The organism is Candidatus Eremiobacterota bacterium, from assembly GCA_031082125.1.
Lineage (GTDB): Bacteria > Vulcanimicrobiota > CADAWZ01 > CADAWZ01 > Ess09-12 > Ess09-12.
The window spans coordinates 1-26,371 of record JAVHLM010000016.1 but is presented as its reverse complement, the minus strand read 5'-3'; the positions used below and the strand labels follow the sequence as shown (position 1 = coordinate 26,371).

Here is a 26,371-nt window from a genome sequence, read left to right as displayed (position 1 = left end):
AATGAATACCAGGCCGAGGAACATTCTCAAGGTTATGGCTACAAACGGGCTCCTCATCGCCCTTGTGGCCATTGTCACCGCAACGGTAAGGATTGCAACGCCCCTTACCGGCGGCTACATCAACCTTGGCGATGTGCTTGTGCTGGCCTGCGGGTATCTGCTTGGCGGCCCAAGAGGCGCTCTTGTAGGCGGCCTGGGCTCTGCCTTTGCCGATCTCTCGGGGGGGCATTTCATCTTTGTGCCGGGGACACTGGTGATCAAGGGGCTGGAGGGCTTCTGTGCCGGCATGCTGGGCCGCGACCTGAACAGGTGCAACAGCCATCTTTTCCGCCTCGCGGGAGGATTCTGCGGAGCTTCAGCCATGGTGGGAGGATATTTCCTCTACGAGCAGCTCATTATGGGTTACTACAAGGCCCTCTCTGCCGTTATCCCCAACGCCATTCAGGGGATCATTGGAATGGCTGGCTCCCTCTTACTCTATCCCCTGCTGGAGAAAGCCTTTCACCAGGTCACTCAAAAAGCCTCGCCCTGAGCAGTCAGTGCAGGAAAAGCCTGGGCAGGTACCCACCCCTCACAAGGGCAAGTACATCCATGGTCAGAGCCACAGACATGTGGATCATGACACCGTACCATATGGAACGGGTCCTCAAGGCGAGCCACCCCAGGACTATCCCTGCCAAAATCGCCGCAAGAGCCTCAAGGGCAGGCTTCGGAAAGTGTATCATGCAGTACGGGATGGTCATGATGAAGATTGAGTATACGCCAAAGGTGCGCTCCAGGGAAAAAAGAATATAGCCCCGGAAAAAGAACTCCAGGGAAAAGAACTGGAGAAGATAAAAGGCCTCGAATATCAGAAAGAGCTGCCATTTACCGGCGCTGGGGAGATAGAAGGGATAGACGGACAGGAAGGATTTCTGGAAGGCGGCAAAAACCACGAAGGGGAGCACGGCGAGATAAAGAGTGCAGTAAATCCATCCGTGGCTCAGCGAGGGTTTTCCGGGAAGGCCGAAATTCCGGGCCTTGTCTTTCAGAACCCTTGAGATGACAAGGAGAGGGAGCCCCACATACCCGACGGCACAGCACACAGACCAGTACACGAAGGAGAGAAGGTTGGCCACATCAGGGGAAAACCTCCTGGTCACCGAGGGGAAAAACTGGAAAAAATTTACCGTGAGGCCGAAAAACTGGATGGCCCAGAGAAAAAGAGGGATTGTCAGAAGCACCGCGATAGTCCCCCTGTCAAGCACCCGCATAGAAGAAAGCATGGCAGAGGGGCCGCTGATACTGTCCTTGACGGATTTCTTCATGATGCTCCTTCCGGGGAGAAGACTTTATAAGAGGTTTTTCAGCATTTCAGAGAGCTTCTCTGCCGACTGGGGTCGCCTTGAGGGCTCCCTGGAAAGGCAGAGCACTACCGCCTTGTCAAGCGGACCCGACACAAGAGGATTATGAGTCCTGGGGCCGGGCACCTGCCTCGGAAACTCATCGACAGAGCGGAGCGTGAGGCAATAATAGAGGGTGGCACCCAGGGAATAGATATCGGACCGCGCATCGGACTGCCCGCTTCCATACTGCTCCGGCGGCGAAAAGCCGGGAGTCCCCATGACGAAAGTGTCCTTGACCTTGAGCGGGTTAAAGAACCTTGAGAGCCCGAAGTCCGCAAGCTTGACGACGCCGGGAGCCGAGACCACAATATTGGAGGGCGTGACATCGCGGAATATGATGGGCTCCGGCTTGTGGCTGTGGAACAGGGCCAGCATCTCGCAAAGCTGCACCCCCCAGCCCACCACCTCCTTCACCGTGAAAGGCCTGTTCCTCTTCATCGACAGGGCGTCAAGAGTCTCTCCCGTGAAAAATTCCTCCACAAGATAACATGCTGATGACGAGGCCTCGTGGTAAAGGAGCCTCGGTATCCCGGGATGCTTGAGAGCCGAGAGAGCCAGAACTTCTCTCTCGTAACGCTCCCTGATTTCCTCTGGAGTGACGGCAAGGGCGCTGTCTGCCATGAGCTCCTTCACCATGACCGGCTCTCCCCCATTAAGATCGAGAGCTTTCAGGACCCTCCCCGCAGGGGTTCTCATCAGACAAGACTCCACCCGGTATCTCCCGAGAATGGTGGTCCCCTCTTCCTTCATGGCTTCCTCCCTTCAAGGTGCCGCCGCTTCCCGTCCCCTTTATCAAGCCACCTATCTATTACTCAAAAAAACCGGAATCCCTCCTCCCGGTCCTGAAATTTCAGCACTGACCGGAATGACAGAGCATTTCAACATGCTCCCCAAAGAGAGCTATTTGTGCTATAATAGGAGATAGCTCCCGCGGAATGAAGCTCCCAGCCGCCAGGCGCCCGGTCAGGGGGGATTACCGGAAGGATTTTTCTGGATTTGCAGGAATACTAAGTGACGCAATCAAGACTAGTGGAGCATATCTTTGATGAGCAATAAAGAGCCAGCCGGTCCCGCAGCGCACCCGCCGGAGAGGATGGAGGGTGTTCAGGATTCCAGGCGGTTCCCCCGTATTCAGAAAATTATCCCCGGCGAGATTCTTCTTGAAGAGCACACCCGCCCTGCAAGAATTTTCGTCCTTGATATCAGCCTTGGCGGCGCTAAATGCACCAACCATTTCAGCATGCCGAAAGACAGGGATTTTCTGCTGAAAATGTACCTGGTGAGAAACGATCCTCCCGTGGAGACAAGGGCCCGCATGGCCTGGCAAAGAGAACTGGCAGCGGCGGGGACCTTCGAGATAGGCATAGAGTTTTCCACCATGACCGACGAGACCAAGGAGCGCCTGTCGCAGTACCTCGAGCAGATCCGCCAGGAAGAGATGGAAAAGGCAGGGCAGCATAAGAAGTTCTCACCTCTCGCAAGGCATGCCTGACCTTAATCCCTCACTTTGATGATGGCCCGGACAGGGCACTGGTAACTGCATTCCCCGCACTGATTGCAGCGCGTCTGATCAATGATGAACTGCTGGGATATCTGGAAAATCGCCTGCGTGGGGCAAATGGGGACGCATATGCCGCACCCCGTGCAGTTGCTGTGTATCTGGAAATAATGATCCCTTCTCGAGGCCGTCACGTAACGATAGCTGGGCCGGTTCACCGGAGCCGGCTGGGACATATCGCCTGCAGACTTCATCTCCCTGACTTTCTCGTCGATCTCCTTCTTGTAGGTCGCGTAGACAAAGGCAAGGGCAAGTCCGAAAACGACGCCCCATCCCCCCAGGAAGATTCCCAGGAAGGTGATTGCACCGATAAGGGCGGCAAAGCCGTAAAAATGGCTCACGCCCCAGGCAATGAAGTCGATAAAGGCCTGGGTGGCGGGGTGGTTCTTATCCTGTAGCACCTCGCGGTAATTTCCCTTCTTGATGACTGCACCGAACTGCTCCTTGAGGAGGATAGTCTTGTCTTTGAGGCTCTGGCGGTCGCGGTCCGCCATGGGAGGCTCGCTCCACTCGCTGCTCTGTCCCTGCGCAGGGTATTGAGGCGGCGGCATCTGGGAGGGCGGGGCATAGGGATACTGCTGCTGCTGCGGATATGAGGGCTGCGGGGGAGGGGGCGTATAGACCGGCGGCGCCTGAGGGGGCGCCGAAGCCCTCCTTCGCGGGGAAGGGCTTGCCTCACCGGTAAGGGTTGCACCGCAATGAATGCAGAATTTGCTCTTTCCCCTTACCACACCTCCGCATTTCGTGCAGGTGCGGGTTTCAAGCTTCGCTCCGCAACGCTGGCAGTTTTTCGATCCCTCAGGGTTCTCTTCGCCGCAATTTGCACACCGCATAGACCTTTCCTTCCTTCCGCAATATCGTCTTCCCGTAAGAATTCATCCACTCAGCTGAAGTTCCTTTCACCGGGCCATAAAAATCTGTTTTACATTTTCTTGTTGTGCCGGTCCTCTATCGCGCATTTCTGCAGAAAGCTCTCGATGCGCTCACGGTTTTCACCGGAAAGCCTGATAAAATTGAGGGCCGCCTGGCAGCCGCCCTCATTGAGCACCTTTGACGAGATAACCTCCACTTCTCCCTCGATGGGAGGGAGATTCCAGAACGGGAAGATGCGGCAGGTGGCGCTCGTGCCCTCATCGAGAAAGGAGGGGCAGATAATGCTCATCTCCTTTGGCGAAAGGCTGTAAAAAAAGGTGGGAAGCCTCTTGTGATGCTCCCACAGCGAGAATTCCACGGGAAGCATCCTGCTGATCTTGAATTCGCCCTCGTCCCTCCTTGGGAGATGCTCTTCGACATACCGGCAGAGCTTTTCAAACTTGTCAAGGTGGAGCTTCACGAACTTGATCCCCACATGGTGAAACTGCTCCCAGAGCGAGCTCTTCCAGACCACCTCGCACCAGAGCGATACCGGCTCTGCAAGCCTGAGGGTAAGGGTGAAAGGCCTGTTCTGCGGGAAATCAAAGGATGAGACTATTTTCAGGCCGCTCGATGAGAAATCAAGGATAAAAAGCTCGATGTCGGTGACCTTTCTCTCCATGGTGACCACGGCAGGGATGCTCTGGAGCAGGGGAAGCATCTTGCGGGGGGCTGTGCGCCGCTCTGAGGACTCCTCATCAGCCCTGGAAAGAATCACTTTGATCGCTTCCGTATCAAAGATATGATCATTTACCCGCTCTGAGAGGAAAATTCTCCGTGCAATCACGTCTTTCTCAAGACTGTAGGTGCGGAGCCTCCCGTCATCGGATCCGATTGCAAGACCACGCAGCGCCGTATTGAGAAAGGCGAGCCTCTCGTTCTCAGCCTTCGTTTCCTCATCAAAGAGAGGATAGATGAGATAGGAGCTCCTGGAGAGGGACTCTTCCCTTGGAGGGGTGATGGTGATGGTGTTCTTGACGAGCCAGAGAGAGATGGTGGTCTGTATCTCCATTCCCCTCGGGTTGATAAGGGGGATGGTCATTGCAAAAAGCTGCGTATGGGTATTCTCGTTGTTCCAGGCTCCCTTGAAGAGGGAATCAAGCCGCTTTTTGACAGCTTCCTCGGTGACACTCTCAAGAGGCTTTTGAAGCTTTTCCAGCAGCACCGGGGGAATTTCCTTGTAATACACCAATTCCCTCCCACTTCGTCATACTCACCACCGGGATATATATGAAGTCCCGGGGGAAACTCAGGGAGTTACCCAGTAAAAAGCGTTCCTGCAGGTGCTGCACATCATCTGCAGCTGTGTTGAGGCTATGTGGATGGTGGTCATCCCGAAATTGATCTCACCGCAGTGAGGGCACCTTGTGGCATAGAGATAGGAGATTGAATTGCACTCACCACACCTGAGGGTTCCCATCACTGACTGGGGGGCTGCAGGAACGCGGGATTCGAGCTTGAGGCGGCTCCCGCAGCTGGGACAATGGTATTGAAGTTTGGCCATCACACGCTCTTTCTTAATGATTTGTTTAATTCTTCTCCCAGAGCGGGGGTATTTCCTCCAGGAAAACTCATGTGAGCGGAGCTTTCCGCTCCCCGCCGGGAATATTGATCCTCAATGAATATTGTCCGGGAAAGGGAGGGGTTTCTTCACCTCCTTCTCGAAATAAATAGCACAGAGCATGGACGGAACATATTGACACAGGAGGGCAACACCGTGGACACTCCTATGACCCTTGAGAGCAAGAACTTGCTCCTGAAAAAAATGCAGGAGAGAGAGCACAAGGCATTGAGCGAGAAAAGCCGGAGGAGGGACTTTGTCCTCTGCTCCCACTTCTCGCCTGAGCTCCCCCCGCAGCTCACCCCTCTCTCCCTCTATTTTCACAACCGCGCATACGGTGATGACGGCGGGATCACCAGGACTTACGTCAACACCCTGGGAATCGGGAAGCCCCCGGAAGGCACGGTCCTCACCCCGATCTGCACCAGGACCTACACCGATCTTGCCACACTCCAGGATCTTGTCTCCTTCCCGGGCCTTCCTTTCTCAGTGAAGCTCGCCAGAAAAGCCCTGTCCTCAGGGGAGCCTTTTTCCTCCGAGGAGGTGAGAGGGCCGACGCTTGACCTGGGAGCCCTTTTTAATATTACGGAATGGCCTTTGTATCTGTTCCGCTTCTTTAAAACCAGGATGACCCTCGTCGATCTGCTGGCGGAATTTCATCATTTCTGCCAGCATGCCTTCCTCCCCTCGCTCAGGGACTACCTGGAAAAGATTGAGAGCATCGCGCCGGGGAAGCTTCCGCCTGAGCGCCTTCTTGAGGCTCTCAACTCAATGATGGATCATGCCTCCTGCCATACTATGAAAGCCCTTGAGACAGGAAGGTTTCTCGCCCACAAAACGGCCACAAACCTTGCACGGTTTACGGCAAGGCACCTGAATGACCGCGAGGGCCTCATGGCGGCAACTCTCATGGGGGGAACAGAGGGAAATCCCTTCCTTGGCATGGAGCAGGCCCTCTGGGCCATGGGAAACCTTGCCCGGGATCGCGAAAAAGTAATAAAGTGGCTCAGGAGCTTCCCCCCGGCTTCATCGCGCACCAGGGGCGACAGTGAATTCAATGCTCTTTTCCAGCGGTTTCTTGAAGAATACGGCTTCATGGCCGATGAACCGCTTGAGCTTGCGGCGCCGGCGTGGCGCTCAGACCACCTCTCCCTGGTGGGCCTTATTCTGTCCCACGCCGAGACCAGGGTGCCTTCACCTGAAAAACTGAGAGCCCTCGACGAGGAAAAAGCGAGGGACCTTGCAAGGGACATCTGCTCCTCTCTGCCCTGCCCCGTGAGAAAAGCCAGGTTCCTGAGCCTTCTGGGCGCCGCCCGCCGCTACAGGCCTTACAGGGAAAACATCCTTTTCCTCTACCTGAGAGAACTGGGTACCATCAGGTCCGCGGTGCGGGAGCTCGGGGAGCGCCTCGGGGCGGAAAAAAAGCTGAAGGCCGCCGATGACATTTTTTATCTTTCCTGGAGCGAGCTTCCCCTCCTCGTCTACGGAACGCTCGCCGGGGAAAAGGCCATGGAACTCGCCGAGCAGAGAAAAGAGGAATTTGAAGCCGCCAGGGACCTCCTCCTTCCCGGGGTGATCGACCGTTATAACTACACGAGCGTAGGTATTCCCTCGGGAGAGCAGTTCCCTCTTGTCCTCAAGGGCAGGCCTTTGGCGGGGGGGCTTGCACGGGGAAAAGGGCGCATAATAAGGGGGCCGGCCGATTTCAGGAACTTCTCCCGCGGAGAGATAGTCATCGCCCGCCATATCGAGGCGCCATGGATACCCTTCCTGGCCAATGCCGGCGGCATAATACTCCAGTGGGGCCAGCGGCATTCGCCGGCAGTAATCATGGCAGGCGAGATGGGCATTCCTGTCATCGGCAACATCCCTTCGCCTCAGGAAAGGATCCCCGAAGGCTCCGTAATAGCGATGAACGGGACCTCGGGGAGGCTTTATGTCCACAGTCCTTTCAGCCATTGACCTCAAAGGAGAGGCGGTCATGAGCATTCTCACCATCGGCATCGACATAGGCTCACGCACGGTGAAGGCCGTCATATTTGACGCAGAGACAAAGGCCATAAGGAGCTCCCTGAGGGGGGACACGACTGCTGATCCCAGGAAAGCCTCGCAGGATCTCTACGAGAGGCTCCTGAGAGAGGCGGGGGTGTCTGCCCGCGACGTTTCGGCAACAGTGGCCACAGGCTACAGCAGGGAGCAGTTTCCCTTTGCCGACAGGCGTTACACTGAGATCGCCTGCCATGCCGCCGGTGTCCACTTTTTTTTCCCGGGGGGACGCACCATTATAGATATTGGAGGGCAGGACAGCAAGGTAATAAGGACTTCCCAGGGAAGTGTCAGCGATTTTGCTATGAATGACCGCTGTGCCGCAGGAACAGGGAGATTTCTCGAGGTGGTGGAGAGGATCCTGGAAATACCTCTCTCCTCCATGGAAGAGGTGGCGCAAAGCTCGGACAATCCCTGTGAAATCAGCAGCATGTGCGTCGTTTTTGCCGAATCGGAGATTGTGAGCCTTCTTGCCCAGGGAAGGTCCCGGAGCGACATACTGGCGGGAGTGGCTAAATCCCTGGCTCACAGGATTTTCAGCCTCTCAAGCAAGACAGGCACGCAGGAGCCGCTGGTCTTCACGGGTGGTGTGGCACGGAACGGTGCAGTCACCCGGGCCCTCATGAACATCTTCAAGATGGAGATCTTCGTCCCGGAGAATCCTTTTATCACCGGCGCTCTCGGGGCGGCACTCCTTGCCGCCAGGATGGCGGGGGAAAAGAGCGCTACTTCGTGACCTTGGGGGGAGGCCCCAGACACGAGTCAATGAAGGCGCCGAAATCCTTTTCTCCTCTGATCTCCGATGAGCGGGCAACCTCCTTGCCCTCGACGAAAAGCACGAAAGTATTGCTTTTCTTGATCTTGTACCTGTCGCCGGTGATGCTGTTGTACTGGCTGTCCATCTTGAGGACCTTGACCCTCATGGCATTTTTCTGCGATACCTTGTCAATGGCGTTGCTGAAGGCATCATAGACGCTCACCCCGGGATTGAAGAAAAACCATACGATCACGGGCATATCGGCCTCAATCACCTCGTTCTGAAAAGTTATCTCCGAGATCTCGGAGATCCACCCCGCCTGGGCTGCCGTCGCCGCTGCCACAAAAAACACTGCCAGACAGAAAAACCCGATAGCTCTTTTCATAGACATACTCCTCTCGAATCAATGTACCAGAAATCCCTGCCCATAATACGCATTAACGGCCCTCTTTCTTCCTGAGCATGATGGTGGTCTTGCTTGATATCTGGATCCTGTCGCCATCGGCAATATGCTTGCCTGAGCCGGAAATGAGTATCTTCCCGTTGATAAATACCGGCTCTGTTTTCACCAGCTTCTGGAGATGGAACTTTCCCTCATGGAAATATATCTTGATATGGCTCTCCGCGAGCTGATCATCGGGAAGTACCACGTCATTGGACGCACCCTTGCCGATGGTAATGCTTTCTTTCCTTATTGCGTACTTTTTTCCTTCCATATCCTTGGAGCCTTTGTATACCAGGATTTCCCATGCACCGGGAGGAGGGGGGGCAGGCTTCTGCACTACCGGGGGGCTTTCCATTTCCTCGGCCTCTTTCTGCCAGTTCTGGAAAAGGGGGCGCTTCCCCTGGCCTTCAGGGTCTTTTGGGGCAGGCGGATGACTTCCCCGGGGGGGTACTTTCGCTGCCTCTTTCCCTTCGCCGGTGAGAAAGTCCAGCACTTCCTTCGTGCCCTGCTCGTAAGGGCTGAAGCTCACGGCATCCTGCTTGAGCCTTGATGCAGCGGCTGCTCCGGGGGGAGCGGCGGGCCGGGAAGCCGGGGGAGCGGCAGGCCGGGAGGCCGGGGGGCGTTGAGTATCTGGTTTCGTGAGAGACTGCTCGAAGGCAAGGTCTTCACTGCGAAGGCGCCTGGTATGACGGCTCTCTTCCGGGTGAGGCTTCTCGGGCGCCTGTTTCGCGGAAGAAAGATATGCTTCAAGGTCTTCCTTGCTGAGCTTGGTGGTGAACCGGCTCTCATCGGGTGAAGGAGAGGGGGGCGCAGCCTCTCCCCCCTCCTTGATAAGGCGCCTTGTGTACCTGCTTTCATCTGAATAAGATTCAGTATCTGCGTGCATCTCTGGGGGGCGCACCGGTGGAGCCAGTGTTTTATCAGGACCTGGCAGGCTTTTTGCGCCGAGTTCCTCATAAAGGCGCTCATATTTCTTATCCTGAGGCATCTCTTTCATCTGGGGAAAGTGTTTCCCGGGATACTCCGTTTTGATCAGATCGATGTTCTTGAAGGGCGAAGGGGCGGGTTTCTGCTCCTTTCCCTTTATCTCGTAATACTCCGTAAGCTTTGCACTGCCGCTGTCCTGAACCTGCTCAGCCACCGGCGGCTCAGACTGCCCGAAAATGCGGCCCTTTGCCACGCCCCCGCCTGAAGCGACCTTCCCTCTTGTGAGATTCATGGGAGTGAACTGGGGGGCCTGTGGAGTGCTCTGGGTGCTGGTTTGGGCGCTTCCCGATGAGAATGCAAGGGGAGTGAACGAGGGGGAGGCCTGTGCACTGCCAGAGGCCTGTGAGCCTTTCAAAAGGTTTACGGGCTTCACAAGGGCTTCTCGATCTTCCCTGGCGCTGCCGCTGTCCACCGGGGGAGATGCCGCCTCCCTTCCGCTCTTCGAAGCGGGGGAATCGCCGATCGAGGCAAATTTAAGAAGCTTCACATCCCTGACCCTGTCATCTTTTGCAGTGAAAAAGACTTTTCCCTTGGCTGCTTCGTCCTCTTCCTCCGGAGGCTCCTCTTCCCGGGGGGGCTCCGGAGGGAGAGGAGAGGGGAACATTCTTCCCTCCTCGCTTATCAACGGCTCCTGGATGCTTGCTTCAAACTCATAGAGAGGGAACGTGGCCCGGGGGTTCGGGGCCTCGTGTGAAGCCTCACTTTCAGAATCGTCCTCGGTGAAGTAATCATAGTTTCTCTCCACTGGCCCGTTCCAGAAGCGGAATGCCACTTCTCCCATCTGTATTCTGTCCTGGTGGGAGAGGACCGCCTGCTTTATCTCCCTGCCATTCACTATGGTGGGCTTGACGCTCGACTTATGGACAATGAGGTAGCTCCTCACGGTGTCATCCCATAAAAGCTGCGCATGAATCCTTGAGAGGGAAGGCTCGTCAAGAAGGATCCAGTTATGCTTTTTCTCCTTGACGGCAAGGCGCCGGCCGACAGTTATCATATCGGCAGTGAGGCGAAAGGTCTGGCCTCTCTCCCTTCCCTTGAGAACCTCAAGCCAGAATACCTGCTTTTCCATAAGGCATTCACCAGAATGATGTTTCAGTCTCTTTGACGGCCGGCAGGAAAGGGATTCCCCGAAATAAGGCGGGAGCGGGGCTTTTCTGCCTGCAATACTCCCTCACATAGTTATCCACTGAGGGGAAAATACCTCTCAATCTTCCATTCCCACAGAAATTTTGACAGGGTACAGGCCTCTCCACTTCTTATTTTATACCAAATCACAGGAATTGCAAGGGTGCTGTGTAGAAGATTATTTCCTGAAAGGAAACAGGTGACTTATGGCGGAACTTGGGCAGATTCACCCCCGGAAAAAGCTTGCCTGCCCCCATTGCAGCGTCCTCCTGACCGATGACGTCCTCGTCTCCATCGTTGAACTGGGGGTCATTGACTGCGCTCATTGCGGGCAGCCCATAAGGCTCCCGGAGAGGGTCGTCGAGGAGCTGAGGAGGAGCGCCCATGTGGGCAGAAATCTTGACATCACCATGTGACAGGCCTTGTATATCCCATGCGAAAGAATGACAGACTGCTCCACGTCCTTGAAGGCCGGCCCACTGAAGTGACACCGGTCTGGATAATGCGGCAGGCCGGCCGCTACCTCAGGGACTACCGGGACCTCAGGGAACGGTATAGCTTCCTTGAGCTCTGCACCGAGCCAGAGAGAATTGCAGAGGTTACCCTTCTGCCTCTCAGGGAGCTTGACGTTGACGGCCTTATCATTTTTTCCGACATACTCCTTCTCCTGCTGGCTCTCGGAGTCGATGTGGCCTTCAAGGAGAAGGAGGGGCCCGTTATCCTGAATCCTATCAGGACAGGTGAGGACATTGCGCGCCTGAAGGCCTTTGAGCCAGAGGAGAAAAAGCTGCCTGTCCTTACTGCGATAAGGATGCTGAGCGGCCGATCCCTGCCCCTTATTGGTTTTTCGGGCGCACCTTTCACTCTCGCCTCGTATGCAGTGGAAGGAGGCCACTCGCGGCATTTCCTGGCTATCAAGACCCTTCTTTATCAGCATCGCCCCCTTTTCGAGATCCTCATGGAAAAGCTTACCAAGGCAGTCACCGGCCTGCTTGAGGCACAGGTGGCTGCAGGCGTTGATGCCGTGCAGCTCTTCGATACCTGGGCAGGCGTGCTTGCCTATGATGACTATGTCACCTTCGTAGAGCCCTATTCCCGGCAGATAGTCCGGGCTCTTGAGAAGAAAGTTCCTGTCATCCACTTCGTGCTTGACAGTGCCCACCTTCTTCCCTCCCTGGCACTGATGGGAAGCCGCGCCATAGGCATTGACTGGAGAATCCCCGTTGACAGAGCAAGAGCAATTGTGGGAGATGGGGTGGCGCTGCAGGGGAACCTTGATCCCGCGGCGCTCTTTGCGCCTCATGAGGTGATAGAAGGGAAGGTCAGGGAAATATTGAGCAAGGCTTCGGGAAAAGGAGGCCACATCTTCAACCTGGGCCATGGGATCCTCCCACAGACTCCCCTTGAGAACGTAAAGTGCATGATCGAGGCGGTCCATACCTTCAGCAGAAGCCCGGACCAGCCATGAAAAAGGACTGCGTGGTAATAGGCGGCGGCATTGCAGGCCTGGCGGCCCTTTATTTTTTTCAGGGGCTCTCCCCGGGGCCTTCCCTTCTTCTTGAGGCGAGAGACCGGACGGGGGGGAACATTCTCACGGAGCAGCTCGACGGTTTTCTGGTGGAAGGGGGTCCCGACTGCTTCCTTGCGAGCAAGCACTGGACCCTTGCCCTTGCCCGGAAGCTTGGAGTCGAGGCCCTCATGACAAGGCCCGATATGAACAGGACCTTCATTCTCTCGGGAGGAAGGCTTCACCCCATCCCCCGGGGCCTCTTTCTGATGGTCCCCACGAGCTTCTTCCCCCTTCTCTTCTCTCCCCTTATAACATGCCGCGGGAAGCTGAGAATGGCAATGGATTTCTTTATCCCCCCCAGGAGGGAAAAGAGCGACGAGAGCCTCCAGTCCTTCGTGGAGAGAAGGCTTGGAAGGGAGGCCCTGGAAAAGATTGCCGAGCCGCTCATCGCCGGCATTCATGCGAGCGTCCCCGACAGGCTCAGCATCAAATCGGCCTTTCCCTCCTTCGTGGAGATGGAGGAAAAGCACGGGAGCCTTATCAGGGGAGCGCTCGTGAGGAAAAGGAGCACCATCCTCCCTGAAGGGCTTTCCTTTTTCATGTCCTTCAGGGAGGGGCTTGGCGAGCTCACCTCCAGGCTTGCGGCAGGTTTTCCCCCTGAGAGCGTCAGGTGTGCCACAAAAGTGAGGTCCCTCAAGGCGGGAAAAGAGGGGGGCTACGAGATTGCCACTGAAGGGGGGGAGCACCTGGAGGCCCGGACAGTGATTCTTGCCACGCCGGCCTACGAGAGTTCACGCCTCCTCGAGGGGCTTGACACAGGTCTCGCAAGGGAGCTCAGCGCCATCCCCTATACCTCGACGGCCACGGTAAGCCTTGGTTACAGGGAGAGTGACCTCTCACACCGCCTCAATGGCTATGGCTTTGTCATTCCGCGCAGGGAAGAGAGAAGAATCATGGCCTGCACTTGGACCTCCTCGAAGTTTCTCCACAGGACGCCGCAGGGCCACGCGCTTCTGCGCGTGTTCCTCGGGGGTACCCACCATGGAGAATGGACTCAGATGGACGATGACGAAATCTACCGGATGATCGGTGAGGAGCTCCGCGACATCATGGGAATCAGCGCCACCCCCGTTCTCAGGCGGCTTTACCGCTGGAAGGATGCCATGCCTCAGTATGTCGTGGGCCATCAAGCTGCCATGGCAAGGATCGATGAGCTGGCGGTCCTCCACAAGGGGCTCTACCTTGCGGGGAGCGCTTACCGAGGCATCGGGATAGGCGACTGTATAAGGGAAGGCGAGGAAGCTGCGGGGAAAGCCTTTCATTACCTGGGGCAGCTGTCATAGACCATACGGGCAATCTGTGCAATGGTCCGGCCTGCTTCCCCCGCTCTTCCCTCTTCAATGTCACAGATAAATACCACCAGCACGGCGTGGGAATTCTTTGACACCTCGATAATCCCCGCGTCGTTTACAATGCCGCAGATAGTCCCTGTCTTGTGAAAGACCTTCACCGAAGAAGGAAGGTTTCCCGGGATCCTCGTGTTAAACTTCGTCCTGGAGAGCACGCCGAGCGCAAGAGCTGTGGAGTGTCTTGAAAGGATCTCTCCTTTGAAGAGCTTCTCGAGAAGGCGCGCCATGTCGGCAGGTGAGCACATGTTGTCAAGCGCTTTGGCCACTGCCACGTCGTCATAGTAAGAGGCGCCGGTCTGACGGGCTGCCGAGGCATCCTCGGCGGCCTGGAAACGCGAGCGTGTAAGATTTCTGTTCTCCTCAAGCACGGCACGGATCGACTTTTTCCGCCCCTCCATTGACTTCTTCCCCCAGAGGGCGGCTATCTGCCCTGCAGACTTCCCTTTCCACTCGCTCCCGAGGCCCAGGGAGATAAGGTAGCCCGGCCTGTTGGGAAGGTAAATGGCGTTATGCACAAGGCCCAGCCCGGGCATAACGCCAGACACAGCCTCTGTGCCGGTGAACTCCCAGAGGATATCGGTGGCCGTGTTGTCACTGACCGTTATCATAAGCTCCATGGCCCGTTCCACGGTGACCTTTGAGCCGGCGGCCTGATCCTGAAGCGAGCCGCTCCCGATGCACTTGTCATGCTCATGGATCACGAGCTGAGAGGAAAGGGACGCCTCCTTCCTGTCAATCTTCTGGAGGACGGCAACAAGGAGGGGCACCTTGAAGACGCTGGCAAGAGGGAAAAGCTCATCACCCCTCATGGAAAAAAATGAGCCCTTTTCCACGTGGCAGAAGGCCAGGCCTATATGCATGCCATCCTTCTTTTTCACGAGGCTTTCGAGCTTTTTCTCAAGAGCAGGGAAGGGATCAGCAGCCGGTGCTGGAAATGCCCCGGCTGCGCCCGTTATCATGAGAGCAGCCAGCAGCCCCAGGATCACCAGCATGTTTTTTTTTGTCATGGTCTTCTCATCCTTCTCACCAGGAGCTTACCAGGGGGATCATGATGCCGCCTGATGCGAGGTTCATGGTGCTTCGCCCGCCGCCGGGACCTTCTGTGATATTAGCCCGCATCAGGGCAGTCCTGGGAAATGCGCCGTTCACGTGGTGGGGGCAGAAATCATATTCCACAAGCTTCTCCGAGAGGTCCCCGCCCCCCTCGATGGCGGTCACCGATGAGCGGGGGTACTCCACTTCGCGCTGGAACACGAAGCCGTCACAGGTCCGATCATCAAGCAGTCTCTTCCATGAGTCGCTGCGGTGGGACTGCCCGAACTCCACTCCCTTCCCGAAGCCTGAGTCCGTAGGCTTTGATATCCACTGCTCCCGCTCCTTCAAGATGCGCCCTCGGTATTCCCCGTTTCTCCCAAGGTTCACTGTGAGAGGCACTACCTCGCGGATATGCTCTATCTCCCCGGCCTGAAAGCCTGCTTCCCTCATCACGGCATCGTCCCAGCAGAGGGCGAATACCTCTTTCGAGCGGGTAAGCCAGGAGCGCGTGGAATTGACAATGAGAAACTCGTCGGGATGGGAAAGGATTGACTCGTAGTCTTCCAGGTCAATGCCCTGCTCGCGGTAAGCCGTCATATAGACCGAATTTCTCCATATCATATCGACCTTTGCTTCGTTGAGGGTTATCTCAGACCCGCGGCGCTTCACTTCAAAAGGGAAGCAGACCCTGATGGAGAGGGGGTGATTAAACTTCTCGCGGGACAGCTTCTCGCAGGCCCGGGCCATTGCGGGAAGATCGGTGAACTTGGGCGGGTAGCCATGCTCAATCACCAGGGCAATGACCTCTGGGAGTCCTTTCCCGAAGCGGTCTCTATACTCGTCAAAAAACCACTGGAGGATATGGGGCGCGAGAAGCCTCGGCTCGTAGTGAAATCCAAGCCTCCCGAGCACCAGGGAGGCGATGCGCTGCCCCACGTCATGGTAATGGATCGCGAGAGGCGCCGCCTGGTTCACTTCAATGATGCGGTACTCGCCGCTCTCACGGTGAAAAAAGCCGTCGATTCGACGCTGGCGCTTCCTTATCGAGGAAGGGGCCTCATAAGAGCACTGGGAGACAAGGTGCCTTCCCCCAGGGGTGAGAGAGGCCATGAGGCGCTCAAGGAGCGGCCTTCCCGCGGGAGAATAGGCATGGTCTTCAAGCCTTATGAGGGCATCAAGAAAGAAATCAAGCTTTCCGAAGACCTGCAGCACTTTCTCAGTATCCAGCACCATGGGAAGGGGGTAAAAAAGGATGGCCCTGCCGCCGATCTGGAGCTCTTCCCGGTAAGCAAGGCGCGCTGCCTCTGAGAGCAATTCCCTGCGGGACTTCCGGTCAAGAGAGCGGAGCTTTTCCTGGAAGCGTTCTTCTTTCAGTTCCATAGGCTCATATCCATTTCGTAGACTTCCATAGGGTAATCCACGTGCCGGTGCCGCGTTTTTTCGCTTCCTTGTATACGCGCCAGGCCACAATGGCATCTTCAAAGCCGAGCCCCGTAGGATTGAAAAAGATGTTCTCATCCTTTGACTGCCTGCCGGGCCTTTTCCCTACCACCACGGGGGCAAAATCCTCAATGAGGCTCTCGGGGATAATGCCGTCACGGACGGCTATGGCGTGGGTCTGGACCCCGCGGTGCTTTCCCTGCTCCCACATATCGGCAATAACGCGGTTCATGCGCTTGAGAAGGACTGATTCATTCTCATAACAGCCTATATTATAGACGGTGACACCTTTCTGCTTCACCCATTTTGCCTGTACCACGGGAACTGCCACGTTTGGAAGGCAGGTGACATAGAAATCAACTCCATCTACCGCCTCATGAGCACTCTGCACGGGCTTTATGGCGAGGCCTGTACGCTCCGCCATCTCGCGGGCAAAGAGGTTTTTCGTATCCCCACGGGAATAGACCCTCACCCTCTTGAGTGAGGGAAGCCCCTTGTGAATGCCCAGGAGCTGGGTGCGCATATTCACTCCTGCCCCCACAAGCCCTATTTCTTCAGTATCAGGGCTGGCAAGCCTCCTGGTGGCAATGAGCGACACTCCGCCTGTCCTCGTGGCGCTTATCACCTGCGCGTCCAGGATGGCTATCGGCGACTTGGTGACAGTGTCAAAAAGGGCAATGAGCCCCGTGGCCCTCGGCAGACCGATATCGGCATTTGAAGGCATGGCGCCCAGGAGCTTGCAGGTGATTATCTCTTCCTCGCCGAGATCGACATAGGCGGGGAGGAAATTCACGAGGCCGATGTTATGCTCATGGTGGTGCGAATGGGCCCTCAGGGTCGTCTTCATGGGATTTACTATCTTCCCCTGATGGAGAAGGGTAAATCCCCGCTCCATATCGGCGGCGGCGAGCTCAACGTCGGCGCCCCCGCAGGCAACCACGTCTTCAAGGGAGAGGAAAAGAATCTGTTTTTCCCTGTTCTTCATCGGCTGCTTCCTTTCTCGAGTGCCATGACCTGAGGCAAAGCCCCGGTGCCGTAGTGAAAATGCGGATCGTCTTTCTCTCAGGGCTTTATCTCTTCGGTCGTTCCGTCCTTGTACACTACCTGGAGCTTCACCAGGTCAGCCCGGACCTGGAAAGAAGTGGACCCGTCGGGGATGTCACGGAGTGCCTGGCGGAAATCGCGCCGCTCCTGGGGGCCCAGCGAGCTTACCGTGACCGTTGCCTGCTCGTTCCTTCCCTCATCAGGGTAGGCTATGGCGAAAACGAGGCTCATCGTGGTGATATTCCTCGCATATTCATTCCTCACCGCCCCCGTGAGAGAGAGGTGAAGAGTCGCTTTCTTCCTGTTCTGCTGATGATTTGCTCCGTCGGTATAAGTGGAATTCGGTATGTCAACGGTTTCGACCTCTTTCCAAGGCTCATACGTGACGCGGAAGCCCTTTTTCTCAAAGTCGACCGCCGCGGAGGGCATCACCGCAACTAAGACGGTGATGAGGGCAAGTGCGCACATGACTGCGTATTTCATCCAGAATCTCCTTTCCTAGCGTTTCCACCATCCTTTTTTCTTTGCCTGTTCAATATCCATCTTCAGCCTTTCCAGCTCGCCCTTCAGGAGCGAGCGGTGGGACTGCATCTCCTCTATGTGTCTCTCCAGATGGGCTATCTTCTCATCCCTCTCTTCCAGAAGGCGCTTCAGGCGGAGAAGCTCACTGCTGAGATCACCCGTCTCTTCAGCGAAAGAGGTTTTTTCCGGAGCCTTTTCAGGGGATGGAGGGAGGGGATGGGCTTCTCCGGCAATGCGGACCGTATCCCTGCTGAGAAGCTCTCCCTTGTGATCGTCTTCGATGCCCCAGCGTATCTCCATAGAACAGGCCTTCCCCTTATAGTTTCTAAATATTTCTATGCTCCTGCCCTCAGCCCTTTTTTCGGGAAAAAATTAGCACTTCTTGGGGGGGAGCGGGGGAGAGACCAGGATAGAACCCTTATGTGGCGACAATAAAAAGGGCTAAGAGGCACATGAGCAGAGCCAGGAGCCCCATGTAGCAGAGAGGCCATCCCGGGTAGGAGAAACTGGGGCCCGAGGTGGCAAGAACTCCTGTGAACACGGCAAGCAGGACGCCAAGCAGCATTATCTTGAGCCTTCTCATCTTCCACGTTTTCTCATCAATCTTTCCATAAGGCTCTCTGGGATATATCACAGGGGGGAAGGCATCTTCCTCGGCAGAGTGCTCTTCAAGGCCTTCCTTCACAGGGTCAAGAAGCATGGAGTGCTCTTCCTTTCATGCTGAATACAAGCAGTCCCTTGCAGCAATACTTTCACTTTGATGATAGCACCTTGTCTATAAAGAACCTGTAAATTTCGCTCTCACCCGGATAAAGATTCCGTTAAGAGTGTTTTTCCTGAATATCGCCTCCCTGCTCTTCCATGACCTGAGAAAACCCGGGGTTCCCGATACAGGAAATTATGGCCCTCCCGCGTAGTCTTAAAGGAGAGCTCCCCTGGAACTTTGTGAAAGGGCATGCCATGAGAACCACCAGGACTCTCTCCACAAGATATGGCTACCTCCTTGCGGTCTTCTCCGTGATAGCGGCAACGGCGCTGTTCTATCCGGGAAAGGATTATTTCGGAAAGGAGCAGTGGGCCCTTCTCTACCTGCTCATCGTCGTGTTCGTCGCTGCCCTTTCAGGCTATAAACCCGCCCTTCTCGTGGCAGTCCTCTCGTTCTTTGCATGGAACTATTTTTTTCTCCCGCCCTACCATACCCTTATTGTCACCGACCCCAAGGACTGGCTCTCCCTTATTGTATTTCTTACCGTGGGGATATTGATGGGGCTCCAGACGGGAAGGCTGAGGGAAAGGGAGAGCCACGCCCTTTCCAGGGAGAAGGAGACAGCCCTTCTGAACCGCTTCAGCGCCCGTATCGTATCGGAGATATCCATCGAGGAGATGGCGGAAGTGCTTATCAAAGAGGTGTCTGAAATTACTTTCGCCAGGGCGGTGGCACTCTATCTTCTCGACGAGAAGGGCATGGTCCGCGAGGTGCTTTCCATTCCCGCTCTCGCCGGAGAAACCAGGGAAACGCTTTTCAGGAGAGCCGAATCAGCCTATCTGGAATCAAAGTCCTCAGGCTTTCCCTCATTGAGCGAGCTCTCCGATCCCTCCAGGATAACCCGGCCCCAGGACCTCTTTCTTCCCCTCCTCACGACTACGCAGCACGCCGGAATGCTCTATGTGGGCGAGCGAAGCGACGGGAAGCCTCATTCCCTCCCGGAAATCCGCCTCCTTATGGCAATTGCCTACCAGGCGGCAGTGTTTATTGAGCGAAAGAGGCTCCAGCACATCTCTATCCAGGCTGATGCTCTCCGCGAGACTGACCGTCTCAAATCAACACTCATCTCATCGGTTTCCCACGAGCTGAAAACACCTCTTGCCTCTGCAAATGCCACGGTGACCAGCATGCTTGAGGGCGATACCAGATGGGATTCCCTGCAGGTCCGTGATGAGCTGCAGACCGTCAAGTCCGATCTTGAGCGCCTCAACAGGAGCATCGGCTCCCTGGTCGATCTCTCCCGCCTTGAGGATGCCTCATGGATCCCGCGGAAAGAGCCTTATGAGCTCGGGGAGATCCTGGGCTCCGTTCTTGCCAACATCCCGGAGAAAAAGAAGGGAAGAATCCTTTTCGCCCTTGAGGAGAATCTTCCCCTCATAGAGGTGGATTTTGTCCAGTGGGCGAGAGGAATACAGAATCTCGTGGAGAATGCCCTCGCCTACAGCCCCGAGAGCTCCCCTGTCACCATAGGGGCAAAGACAGGGAATGGCGAACTGGTCCTGTGGGTTGAAGACGCGGGGCCGGGGATCCCGCCCGAGGAACGGAGCCTTGTCTTTGAGAAGTTCTACCGGGGCTCCTCATCAAAGGGAGTATCATCAGGAACGGGGCTGGGACTTGCCGTCACGAAGGAGATAGTCCGTTTTCACGGGGGAACGATTGCCCTTGAGGCCGTAAAGCCCCATGGGGCAAAGTTCGTCATCACCCTCCCCCTCAGGAAGGAGTCTCATGAGCACTACTGAGAAAAAAGTGAAAATTCTTATCGTAGACGATGAGGAGCAGATCCGCCGCGCCCTCAGATCGATGCTTTCCTCACGATCCTACGAGGTCATCGTGGCCTCCAAGGGCGAAGAGGCCCTCGACCTCGCTATTGATGCGGTGCCCGACCTTGTAATACTTGACATGTCCATGCCGGGAATGGGAGGTCTTGAAGTGTGCCGCGAGCTCAGGACGTGGTTCACCGGGCCCATCCTCATACTGAGCGTACGGGGGGCCGATACGGACAAGATTGCAGCCCTTGACACCGGCGCCGACGATTATATCACCAAGCCCTTCTCCGCAGGGGAGCTCCTCGCGAGGGTGAGAGCCCTCCTCAGGCGCTCCTATCTGAGGATCACCCCTGTGCCGGTGATCACTGTGGGAGAGCTTGAGATTGATATTCCCCGCCGCAAGGTGAGAAGCGGTGGCACCGAGATGTCCCTCACCCCCATCGAGTTTGACATTCTTGCCTACCTTGCCCAGAATGCCGACTGTGTCGTCACCTCCAAGATGGTTCTTGCCCAGGTGTGGGGACCGGAGTACGAGGACATCCAGACGCTCCGCGTCCATATAAGCAACCTGCGCAAGAAAATCGAGCCCCATCCCGCGGTGCCGCGGTATATTCTCACCGAGCCCGGTGTGGGGTTCCGCTTCTCGCTTTCCTAGAAGACTATACAAAATCTTTATATCCCGGCAGAATATCTTTATATCCTCTTCACAGGCACTGCCCTATAATATAATCGCCTTATCATATTTATTGAGCCTTTCTGAAATAAAGGATTATGCCTATGGTCACCCTCCAGAGAAAACACCTGATCCATGAGGCCCGGGAAATAATAAGACCGCTGGGCATCGTCTTCGGCGATATCGGCACGAGCCCCATCTATACGCTTTTTGTCGTGTTTCTTTTTCTCAAGCCAATGGATAAATCCGATATTTTCGGTGTGCTCTCTCTCATGATATGGTCAATGATCCTGGTGGTCTACATACAGTATACATGGCTTGCCATGAACCTCTCCATGAGGGGCGAAGGCGGGATCATCATCCTGCAGGAGATCCTTTCCACGCTCGTCAGACATAAAAAACAGATCCGGATTATCACTCTTTTATCTTTTATCGGACTCTCGTTCATCATCGGGGATGGCGTCATCACGCCGGCAATCTCCATACTGAGCGCGGTGGAGGGCCTGAAGCTCATACCGGGACTCGAAGGCACCCCTCTTTTCATCGTGCTTCTCATTTCCATAATCATCACAATATTTCTCTTCGCTTTTCAGAAACGTGGCACCGACAAGGTCTCTGCGTACTTCAGCCCTATAATGATCATGTGGTTTCTCGCGCTGGCCTTCTCAGGAATAGTAGCCATCTGCGAGTATCCTGCCATACTGGAAGCGCTCTCGCCACATTATGCAGTGCTGTTCTTCATCAAGAGAAAGTTCATAGGGTTCCTTGTGCTCTCAGAAGTGATACTCACCATTACCGGTGGAGAAGCACTCTATGCCGACATGGGACACCTGGGCAAGGAAAGCATCAGGAAAGCCTGGAACTTCGTTTTTGTCTGCCTCGTACTCAATTACCTTGGGCAGGGGGCGCATATGAGCGCCGTGTCCGGCACGACTTCAAGCTCAATCCTCTTTGACATGGTATTCCGGGAATCAAGGCTCCTCTATATCCCCTTCTTGATCCTCACCGTCATCGCCACCGTCATTGCCTCGCAGGCCATGATAAGCGCCATGTTCTCAATTGTCTACCAGGGCATCAACACCGGTATCATGCCGAGGCTTAAGATCGATCACACCTCACAGGAATTGTCCACGCAGATTTATATCGGGTTCGTGAACTGGTTTCTCTTTGCCTGCGTTATCCTGATGCTGCTCATATTTAAAGAGTCAAGCAAGATGGCCCTGGCTTACGGTCTCGCCGTGAATGTGACCATGACCATAACGGCGATAATGCTTATCTGGATATACTCTCTCCATAAGTCAAGGCTGCTCATGGCGCTCTCGGTAATGGTCACCTTCATCGACCTTGCCTTCCTCTTCTCAAATATCAACAAAATTCCCCATGGCGGCTACTGGTCCCTCATCATGGCCATGATCCCCCTGCTGGTGATCCTTCTCTACAAGGCAGGGCAGCGGCGCCTCTATATCGCCCTCAGGCCCATGCCCCTCGCGCCCTTCATGGAGCGCTACAACGAGATGTACAAGACGGCGAGCAAGATCAAGGGGACGGCTATTTTCCTTCTCCGCGATGTAAACCACATCTCGCCCTACATCGTGAACACCATATTCTCCCACAGCATCCTCTATGAATACAACATCATTCTCTCAATATCGATAAAAGACAAGCCTTACGGCATCAAAAGCCACTTTGCCCGGGACCTGGCGCCGAGCCTCAGGGTCTTCGAGATACACCATGGCTACATGGAAGTGGTGAACGTCGAGGAAGTCCTGAAGGAACACGGGATTGACGGAAAAGCGGTCTTTTACGGCATCGAGGATATTGGCACGGGGAAATTTGCGTGGAAGCTCTTCGCCCTCATCAAGGCATTGTCACCTGCCATAGTGCAGTTCTATAACCTCACGCCGCAGAAGCTCCACGGTGTCATCACCAGGGTGCAGATATAAGTATGGTGAGGCCGCGCTTTATTCGTTTTCCTTGCCCTCATCATCATACATTTCTGTCACCACCCTTTTGAGGTTCTCAAAAATCTATCTCTTATCTCTTTTTTATTATACACCATTTGCGTCACTATTGACAGCCCGGAACTCCCTCACCATTTTTGCTCTGGCATTCATGTCCAGCCCAATATCAGGGTGAGCGTCTTCACGGCGAAAAATATCATTCCCTTCACTGCCACAGGGAGAAGAGGGATGTTTTCAGCAAAAGACATTTCATCACTTATTTCAGGCCAAGAATGCTTTTATCGGCGCGGGGACCCACACAGTCTGCCCCTTCTTGATATCACTGCAATCACCATTGCCGCTATAAAGAGATAAGGGAGAATTCCCTTAACTTTTCTTTATTTTTTTTCTTCTCGTAACGGTTTATTTGCACTCCCTTTCTTCAGATTATGCCCGCATTCGGGGCAAAACTTGTAATCGAATAAAAATCGCCAGATTTTGCCACATGCGAGGCATGGAATGTCGAGCGGCTGACCACATTCATTGCAGAACTTTTCGTCCGCACCCGTTGTTTTTCCACATTTCGGACATTTAAAAGCGTCCATGTTTTCCTCCTTTTAGTAAAGTAGAGTAAAGAGCAGGTTCGGTACACCCCAGTCTGTCAGGCTCGGCACCCTCTGTATCCCTTTCGGGAAATCTATTACGATGCGGCAGGGTTCACTTTATGTTACGGACTGCGGGGTCGCAATGACACCGCTTCGATGCTCGGATTGCCCCTGACATCGGGTGGTTGCTACAGGGCAGCCTGACTTTTACCCTGAGCGGACTTTCAACGGCAAGCTGACTTGAGCTTATCTGGGCACGCGAGGAAGCTAGATTTCGGTTCCCCCGGTCTCCGTCGGCCTCCGCAGAAATATACTCCACGAGAAGCGAGAGCACTTCCTTCATAAGTTGTGCGACATTCTCCACCCTGAGCCTGTAGCTTGAAAGGATCTGCTCCAGGAAATCCGAGAATGCGTCATTTCTTGTTCTTGTTTCAAGCACCACCAGAATGCCCTCCTTAAGAATAATGCCCGGGTGAAAGTCTTCACTCAGGCAATCATGGCCTTGTATATCGGGGATCCTGTTAATCGTCCGCGGCTTTCTAATTTTCTGAAGTCATGCGTCCAGAATTCTCTGCCCTACGATGTCGTCCTATTTCTATTGTAACCCCCCGGCGCCCCGGAAATCTATCAGTCCAGAGGTATCTTTTCTGTAAGAGTTCCTGGAGGCATCTCTGTAAGGCCCCGTCCTACAGTGCGGTGTAAGCTCTTGCTCTGTCTCTATAATCAGGCGCGCAAGTTCTATGACCTTGCAGCGCCTGCAGCGGTTTTAAGCCTTGAGCATGGAATATTTCGCTCTCGCCGCAGTTCCTCCCGAAGAGCAGAACCTTTTTTACTTGGGGACATGAGGAAGTCAATGAGGGGGATCCACATGGATCGGCAAACTCTATCAAAATAGTAAGGATTCCATCATGGCAATGGGTGGGAAGGCATGAGGAGGTCAATGAGAGTTATTTCCTCGCACCGAGGGCTATGAGGAGTTCGGCTACTTCTTTGTGGCCTAAGCAAATTGCATAGCGCAGGGGGGTATCGCCATGTATGTCCCCTGCATTTACATCTGCGCCCTTAGAAATGAGCAACTCGACCATCTCTTTGTGGTCTCCAAAGATTGCCCAGTGCAGAGAGGTAATGAAGCTTGCGCTCTTTGCATTTACATCTGCGCCTTGGGAGATGAGCAACTCGGCTATCTCTTTATGACCTTTGAAGCTTGACCAGCGCAAAGGGGTGCAGCCATCCTTGTCTCTTGCATTGACATTCGCACCTTGGGAAATGCAATCTCTCACTGCCTGGAGGTTGCCTGACATTACAGCGTCAAATATATCCCCACTAAACATATTCTTTTCCTCTTTCTTCGCAACTTCTTCCACCATGAAGTAGTTCGTTTCCATTGAAGTTATTCCTCAGAACTGGGCCTCTCACTTGACGGCTGTCCTCTGAAAGACCATAGTGAAGCCGTTATGGTTTTTAAATTTTTTCAAATTTTTTATAGTGAGGGGCGGGGTGTATATATATTCAGGCGGGAGCGGGGCGGTATCCCCGGGGTAGGGAGTGCCTGGGGTAGGTGGAGTTCCCTCCTGCCGTCGCCGTGGCTGTCCTCTGTCCCTGTGATGACGTTCTCTCTTGTCCCTATCATCCATTCTCCTGATTGTCCCTGTTGCCGTCATCACCCTCTCCTGTTCGCCTTCATCTCCTGGGACAAGCTGCCCTCATTGTTGAGCTGGGCTTGCCATCAATACCTCTCTGGAAAATTCTCAAAATTCATGCTTTGCCTTACAGGGCATGGAAATTTGGGCTTTTGGATGAACAAAACCGGTCAATGGAAAGTAGTTCTCCGCACGCCTGCTATCAAGTAGAAATACTTGGTGCCAGTAATAAACCTATCATAAGACAGAGAACACTATAAACAGAGACTATATATCACCGCAGCGCTGGAAACGGACAGCAAGCTCCTGGAAACGGGGGCTTGTTCTTTTTATCATGGAGATGGCGATCCTCACCCTTGTTTCACAAAAAGTGGCACACCTGAATAGGCTTGCCGTGATAAGGAAATTACCGGCTTCACCTCATCATTTTCTATTATCCACGAGCTTGAAGAGAGGACGGCTTGAAAACTGCCATGGTCCGAGATGGGATGTTCCATACTTGGGACAGGGCATTTTCCAAAATGGCTTATTATATGGGATTTATCCTGTTCTGGGTGTATCAAAATCTTGCCAAGTTTTCAGAAAATGAGTGCTTTTTTACGCGAATTTTACCTCGCAATGCCGAAAGACAAAACCCCGCTTTTTCCTGTAACCACGGGGCTTTTTGTGAGTGCCGAAGATCGGGGTCGAACCGATACTCCCTTGCGGGAACTGGTGTTTGAGACCAGCGCGTCTGCCTGTTCCGCCACTTCGGCCAAGGTGTCTTCTATTATAGCACATCAGTGGCAAAAAGTCCTCCCCTTTCATGCCCTATATCGGATCAAGTTTTCCTCGGTAGTTCTGCTCAAGAGCAAAAATTTAGAATTGCTCATCAAGTCTGAGTTCCCGGGGCAGTCCAGTTGGCCAGGAGGGCTTCCACATCGAAAAATTAATTTCTGCAGCATCAAGAGGGGCACCCGTTGGCCCTGCCGGCATGGGTAATGGCCGGGAGAGCGCAGAAACAGGCCGTGGCGATTCTTTAAGAACCTTCAGGGTCATTTTTGACCTTTTCGCCCCTTTTCAGCCCTCTGGCGGCCATCTGGCGACAGCCTCAGAACCTCTTCATTATGGGCTTTTTGAGGTATGCTCTCTTTGCTTTTTTCAGCCCGATATGTTACAATTGATATATGGATACGTTTGATCTCTGTCAAGTTCACTCATGCCTTTTACCTGATGAAGAGGAGCTTCTTCACCTCGCTGATTCTT

26 protein-coding genes and 1 tRNA gene are annotated in these 26,371 nt (G+C 54.6%); 10 read left to right on the top strand and 17 right to left on the bottom strand.

What is annotated here, in order from left to right; all coding sequences use genetic code 11:
* Position 1: 1 nt before the first annotated feature.
* Positions 2 to 532 (top strand): ECF transporter S component, encoded by a 531-nt coding sequence (locus RDV48_17400; protein ID MDQ7824581.1) that lies wholly within the window; start codon positions 2 to 4, stop codon positions 530 to 532.
* A 4-nt stretch (positions 533 to 536) separates the two neighbouring features.
* Here RDV48_17400 and RDV48_17395 read toward each other — a convergent pair whose 3' ends face one another.
* Positions 537 to 1,307 (bottom strand): CPBP family intramembrane glutamic endopeptidase, encoded by a 771-nt coding sequence (locus tag RDV48_17395; protein ID MDQ7824580.1) that lies wholly within the window; start codon positions 1,305 to 1,307, stop codon positions 537 to 539.
* Between the two features lie 24 nt (positions 1,308 to 1,331).
* Positions 1,332 to 2,135, bottom strand: a complete 804-nt coding sequence (locus RDV48_17390; protein ID MDQ7824579.1) for a serine/threonine-protein kinase — start codon at positions 2,133 to 2,135, stop codon at positions 1,332 to 1,334.
* Positions 2,136 to 2,430: 295 nt separating this feature from the next.
* On the opposite strand from RDV48_17390, the gene RDV48_17385 reads away from it, so the two are divergent.
* Positions 2,431 to 2,877: a PilZ domain-containing protein gene (locus tag RDV48_17385; protein ID MDQ7824578.1), complete on the top strand. Its 447-nt coding sequence runs from the start codon at positions 2,431 to 2,433 to the stop codon at positions 2,875 to 2,877.
* A gap of 2 nt (positions 2,878 to 2,879) precedes the next feature.
* On the opposite strand, the gene RDV48_17380 is transcribed toward RDV48_17385, so the two are convergent.
* The 3 genes from RDV48_17380 to RDV48_17370 form a co-directional block, all read right to left on the bottom strand.
* Complete coding sequence (locus tag RDV48_17380) at positions 2,880 to 3,776, bottom strand: 4Fe-4S binding protein (protein MDQ7824577.1); 897 nt, start codon at positions 3,774 to 3,776, stop codon at positions 2,880 to 2,882.
* An 89-nt stretch (positions 3,777 to 3,865) separates the two neighbouring features.
* Positions 3,866 to 5,044 carry a PilZ domain-containing protein gene (locus RDV48_17375; GenBank protein MDQ7824576.1) on the bottom strand — a complete coding sequence of 393 codons (1,179 nt, stop codon included), beginning with the start codon at positions 5,042 to 5,044 and terminating at the stop codon, positions 3,866 to 3,868.
* Between the two features lie 60 nt (positions 5,045 to 5,104).
* Entirely contained in the window at positions 5,105 to 5,359 is a 255-nt protein-coding gene (locus RDV48_17370) for a hypothetical protein (GenBank protein MDQ7824575.1), read from the bottom strand.
* A gap of 213 nt (positions 5,360 to 5,572) precedes the next feature.
* Here RDV48_17370 and RDV48_17365 point away from each other — a divergent pair, with 213 nt between their 5' ends.
* Both RDV48_17365 and RDV48_17360 read left to right on the top strand, forming a co-directional pair.
* Positions 5,573 to 7,378 (top strand): PEP-utilizing enzyme, encoded by a 1,806-nt coding sequence (locus tag RDV48_17365; protein MDQ7824574.1) that lies wholly within the window; start codon positions 5,573 to 5,575, stop codon positions 7,376 to 7,378.
* Positions 7,379 to 7,397: 19 nt separating this feature from the next.
* Positions 7,398 to 8,198, top strand: a complete 801-nt coding sequence (locus RDV48_17360; protein ID MDQ7824573.1) for an acyl-CoA dehydratase activase — start codon at positions 7,398 to 7,400, stop codon at positions 8,196 to 8,198.
* Here the strand turns inward: RDV48_17360 and RDV48_17355 are convergent.
* Positions 8,188 to 8,604, bottom strand: coding sequence for a thioredoxin family protein (locus RDV48_17355; GenBank protein MDQ7824572.1), 417 nt, complete (start codon positions 8,602 to 8,604; stop codon positions 8,188 to 8,190). The genes RDV48_17360 and RDV48_17355 overlap by 11 nt on opposite strands.
* A 52-nt stretch (positions 8,605 to 8,656) precedes the next feature.
* Entirely contained in the window at positions 8,657 to 10,720 is a 2,064-nt protein-coding gene (locus tag RDV48_17350) for an FHA domain-containing protein (protein ID MDQ7824571.1), read from the bottom strand.
* Between the two features lie 262 nt (positions 10,721 to 10,982).
* Between RDV48_17350 and RDV48_17345 the strand changes: the two genes are divergently transcribed.
* The 3 genes from RDV48_17345 to hemG are packed head-to-tail and all read left to right on the top strand — an operon-like array spanning position 10,983 to position 13,629.
* The gene (locus RDV48_17345) at positions 10,983 to 11,192 is read left to right on the top strand and encodes a hypothetical protein (GenBank protein MDQ7824570.1); all 210 of its coding nucleotides are present in this window, start codon (positions 10,983 to 10,985) and stop codon (positions 11,190 to 11,192) included.
* Positions 11,193 to 11,209: 17 nt separating this feature from the next.
* On the top strand, positions 11,210 to 12,244 hold the full coding sequence (gene hemE, locus RDV48_17340; protein ID MDQ7824569.1) for a uroporphyrinogen decarboxylase: 1,035 nt from the start codon (positions 11,210 to 11,212) through the stop codon (positions 12,242 to 12,244).
* Positions 12,241 to 13,629, top strand: coding sequence for a protoporphyrinogen oxidase (hemG, locus tag RDV48_17335; protein MDQ7824568.1), 1,389 nt, complete (start codon positions 12,241 to 12,243; stop codon positions 13,627 to 13,629). The genes hemE and hemG overlap by 4 nt, the downstream gene beginning before the upstream one ends.
* Here hemG and RDV48_17330 read toward each other — a convergent pair.
* From RDV48_17330 to RDV48_17305, 6 genes are all read right to left on the bottom strand, one after another.
* Positions 13,608 to 14,702, bottom strand: a complete 1,095-nt coding sequence (locus tag RDV48_17330; GenBank protein MDQ7824567.1) for a serine hydrolase — start codon at positions 14,700 to 14,702, stop codon at positions 13,608 to 13,610. The two genes, hemG and RDV48_17330, sit on opposite strands and share 22 nt — an antisense overlap.
* A gap of 16 nt (positions 14,703 to 14,718) precedes the next feature.
* The gene (locus tag RDV48_17325) at positions 14,719 to 16,110 is read right to left on the bottom strand and encodes a hypothetical protein (protein ID MDQ7824566.1); all 1,392 of its coding nucleotides are present in this window, start codon (positions 16,108 to 16,110) and stop codon (positions 14,719 to 14,721) included.
* A gap of 4 nt (positions 16,111 to 16,114) precedes the next feature.
* Complete coding sequence (locus RDV48_17320) at positions 16,115 to 17,155, bottom strand: ornithine cyclodeaminase family protein (GenBank protein MDQ7824565.1); 1,041 nt, start codon at positions 17,153 to 17,155, stop codon at positions 16,115 to 16,117.
* Positions 17,156 to 17,232: 77 nt separating this feature from the next.
* Complete coding sequence (locus RDV48_17315; GenBank protein ID MDQ7824564.1) at positions 17,233 to 17,697, bottom strand: hypothetical protein; 465 nt, start codon at positions 17,695 to 17,697, stop codon at positions 17,233 to 17,235.
* 15 nt (positions 17,698 to 17,712) lie between these two features.
* A complete protein-coding gene (locus tag RDV48_17310) occupies positions 17,713 to 18,036 on the bottom strand; it encodes a hypothetical protein (GenBank protein ID MDQ7824563.1) in 324 nt (107 codons plus the stop codon).
* A 118-nt stretch (positions 18,037 to 18,154) separates the two neighbouring features.
* On the bottom strand, positions 18,155 to 18,436 hold the full coding sequence (locus tag RDV48_17305; GenBank protein ID MDQ7824562.1) for a hypothetical protein: 282 nt from the start codon (positions 18,434 to 18,436) through the stop codon (positions 18,155 to 18,157).
* Positions 18,437 to 18,696: 260 nt separating this feature from the next.
* On the opposite strand from RDV48_17305, the gene RDV48_17300 reads away from it, so the two are divergent.
* From RDV48_17300 to RDV48_17290, 3 genes are all read left to right on the top strand, one after another.
* Positions 18,697 to 20,241: a DUF4118 domain-containing protein gene (locus tag RDV48_17300; protein ID MDQ7824561.1), complete on the top strand. Its 1,545-nt coding sequence runs from the start codon at positions 18,697 to 18,699 to the stop codon at positions 20,239 to 20,241.
* On the top strand, positions 20,228 to 20,923 hold the full coding sequence (locus RDV48_17295) for a response regulator transcription factor (protein ID MDQ7824560.1): 696 nt from the start codon (positions 20,228 to 20,230) through the stop codon (positions 20,921 to 20,923). The genes RDV48_17300 and RDV48_17295 overlap by 14 nt, the downstream gene beginning before the upstream one ends.
* Before the next feature lie 122 nt (positions 20,924 to 21,045).
* Entirely contained in the window at positions 21,046 to 22,884 is a 1,839-nt protein-coding gene (locus RDV48_17290) for a KUP/HAK/KT family potassium transporter (GenBank protein MDQ7824559.1), read from the top strand.
* A gap of 395 nt (positions 22,885 to 23,279) precedes the next feature.
* On the opposite strand, the gene RDV48_17285 is transcribed toward RDV48_17290, so the two are convergent.
* From RDV48_17285 to RDV48_17270, 4 genes are all read right to left on the bottom strand, one after another.
* Entirely contained in the window at positions 23,280 to 23,486 is a 207-nt protein-coding gene (locus RDV48_17285) for a zinc ribbon domain-containing protein (protein ID MDQ7824558.1), read from the bottom strand.
* A 112-nt stretch (positions 23,487 to 23,598) separates the two neighbouring features.
* The gene (locus RDV48_17280; protein ID MDQ7824557.1) at positions 23,599 to 23,928 is read right to left on the bottom strand and encodes a hypothetical protein; all 330 of its coding nucleotides are present in this window, start codon (positions 23,926 to 23,928) and stop codon (positions 23,599 to 23,601) included.
* 505 nt (positions 23,929 to 24,433) lie between these two features.
* A complete protein-coding gene (locus RDV48_17275; GenBank protein MDQ7824556.1) occupies positions 24,434 to 24,871 on the bottom strand; it encodes an ankyrin repeat domain-containing protein in 438 nt (145 codons plus the stop codon).
* 926 nt (positions 24,872 to 25,797) lie between these two features.
* Positions 25,798 to 25,881, bottom strand: a tRNA-Leu gene (locus RDV48_17270).
* Positions 25,882 to 26,371 lie beyond the last annotated feature (490 nt).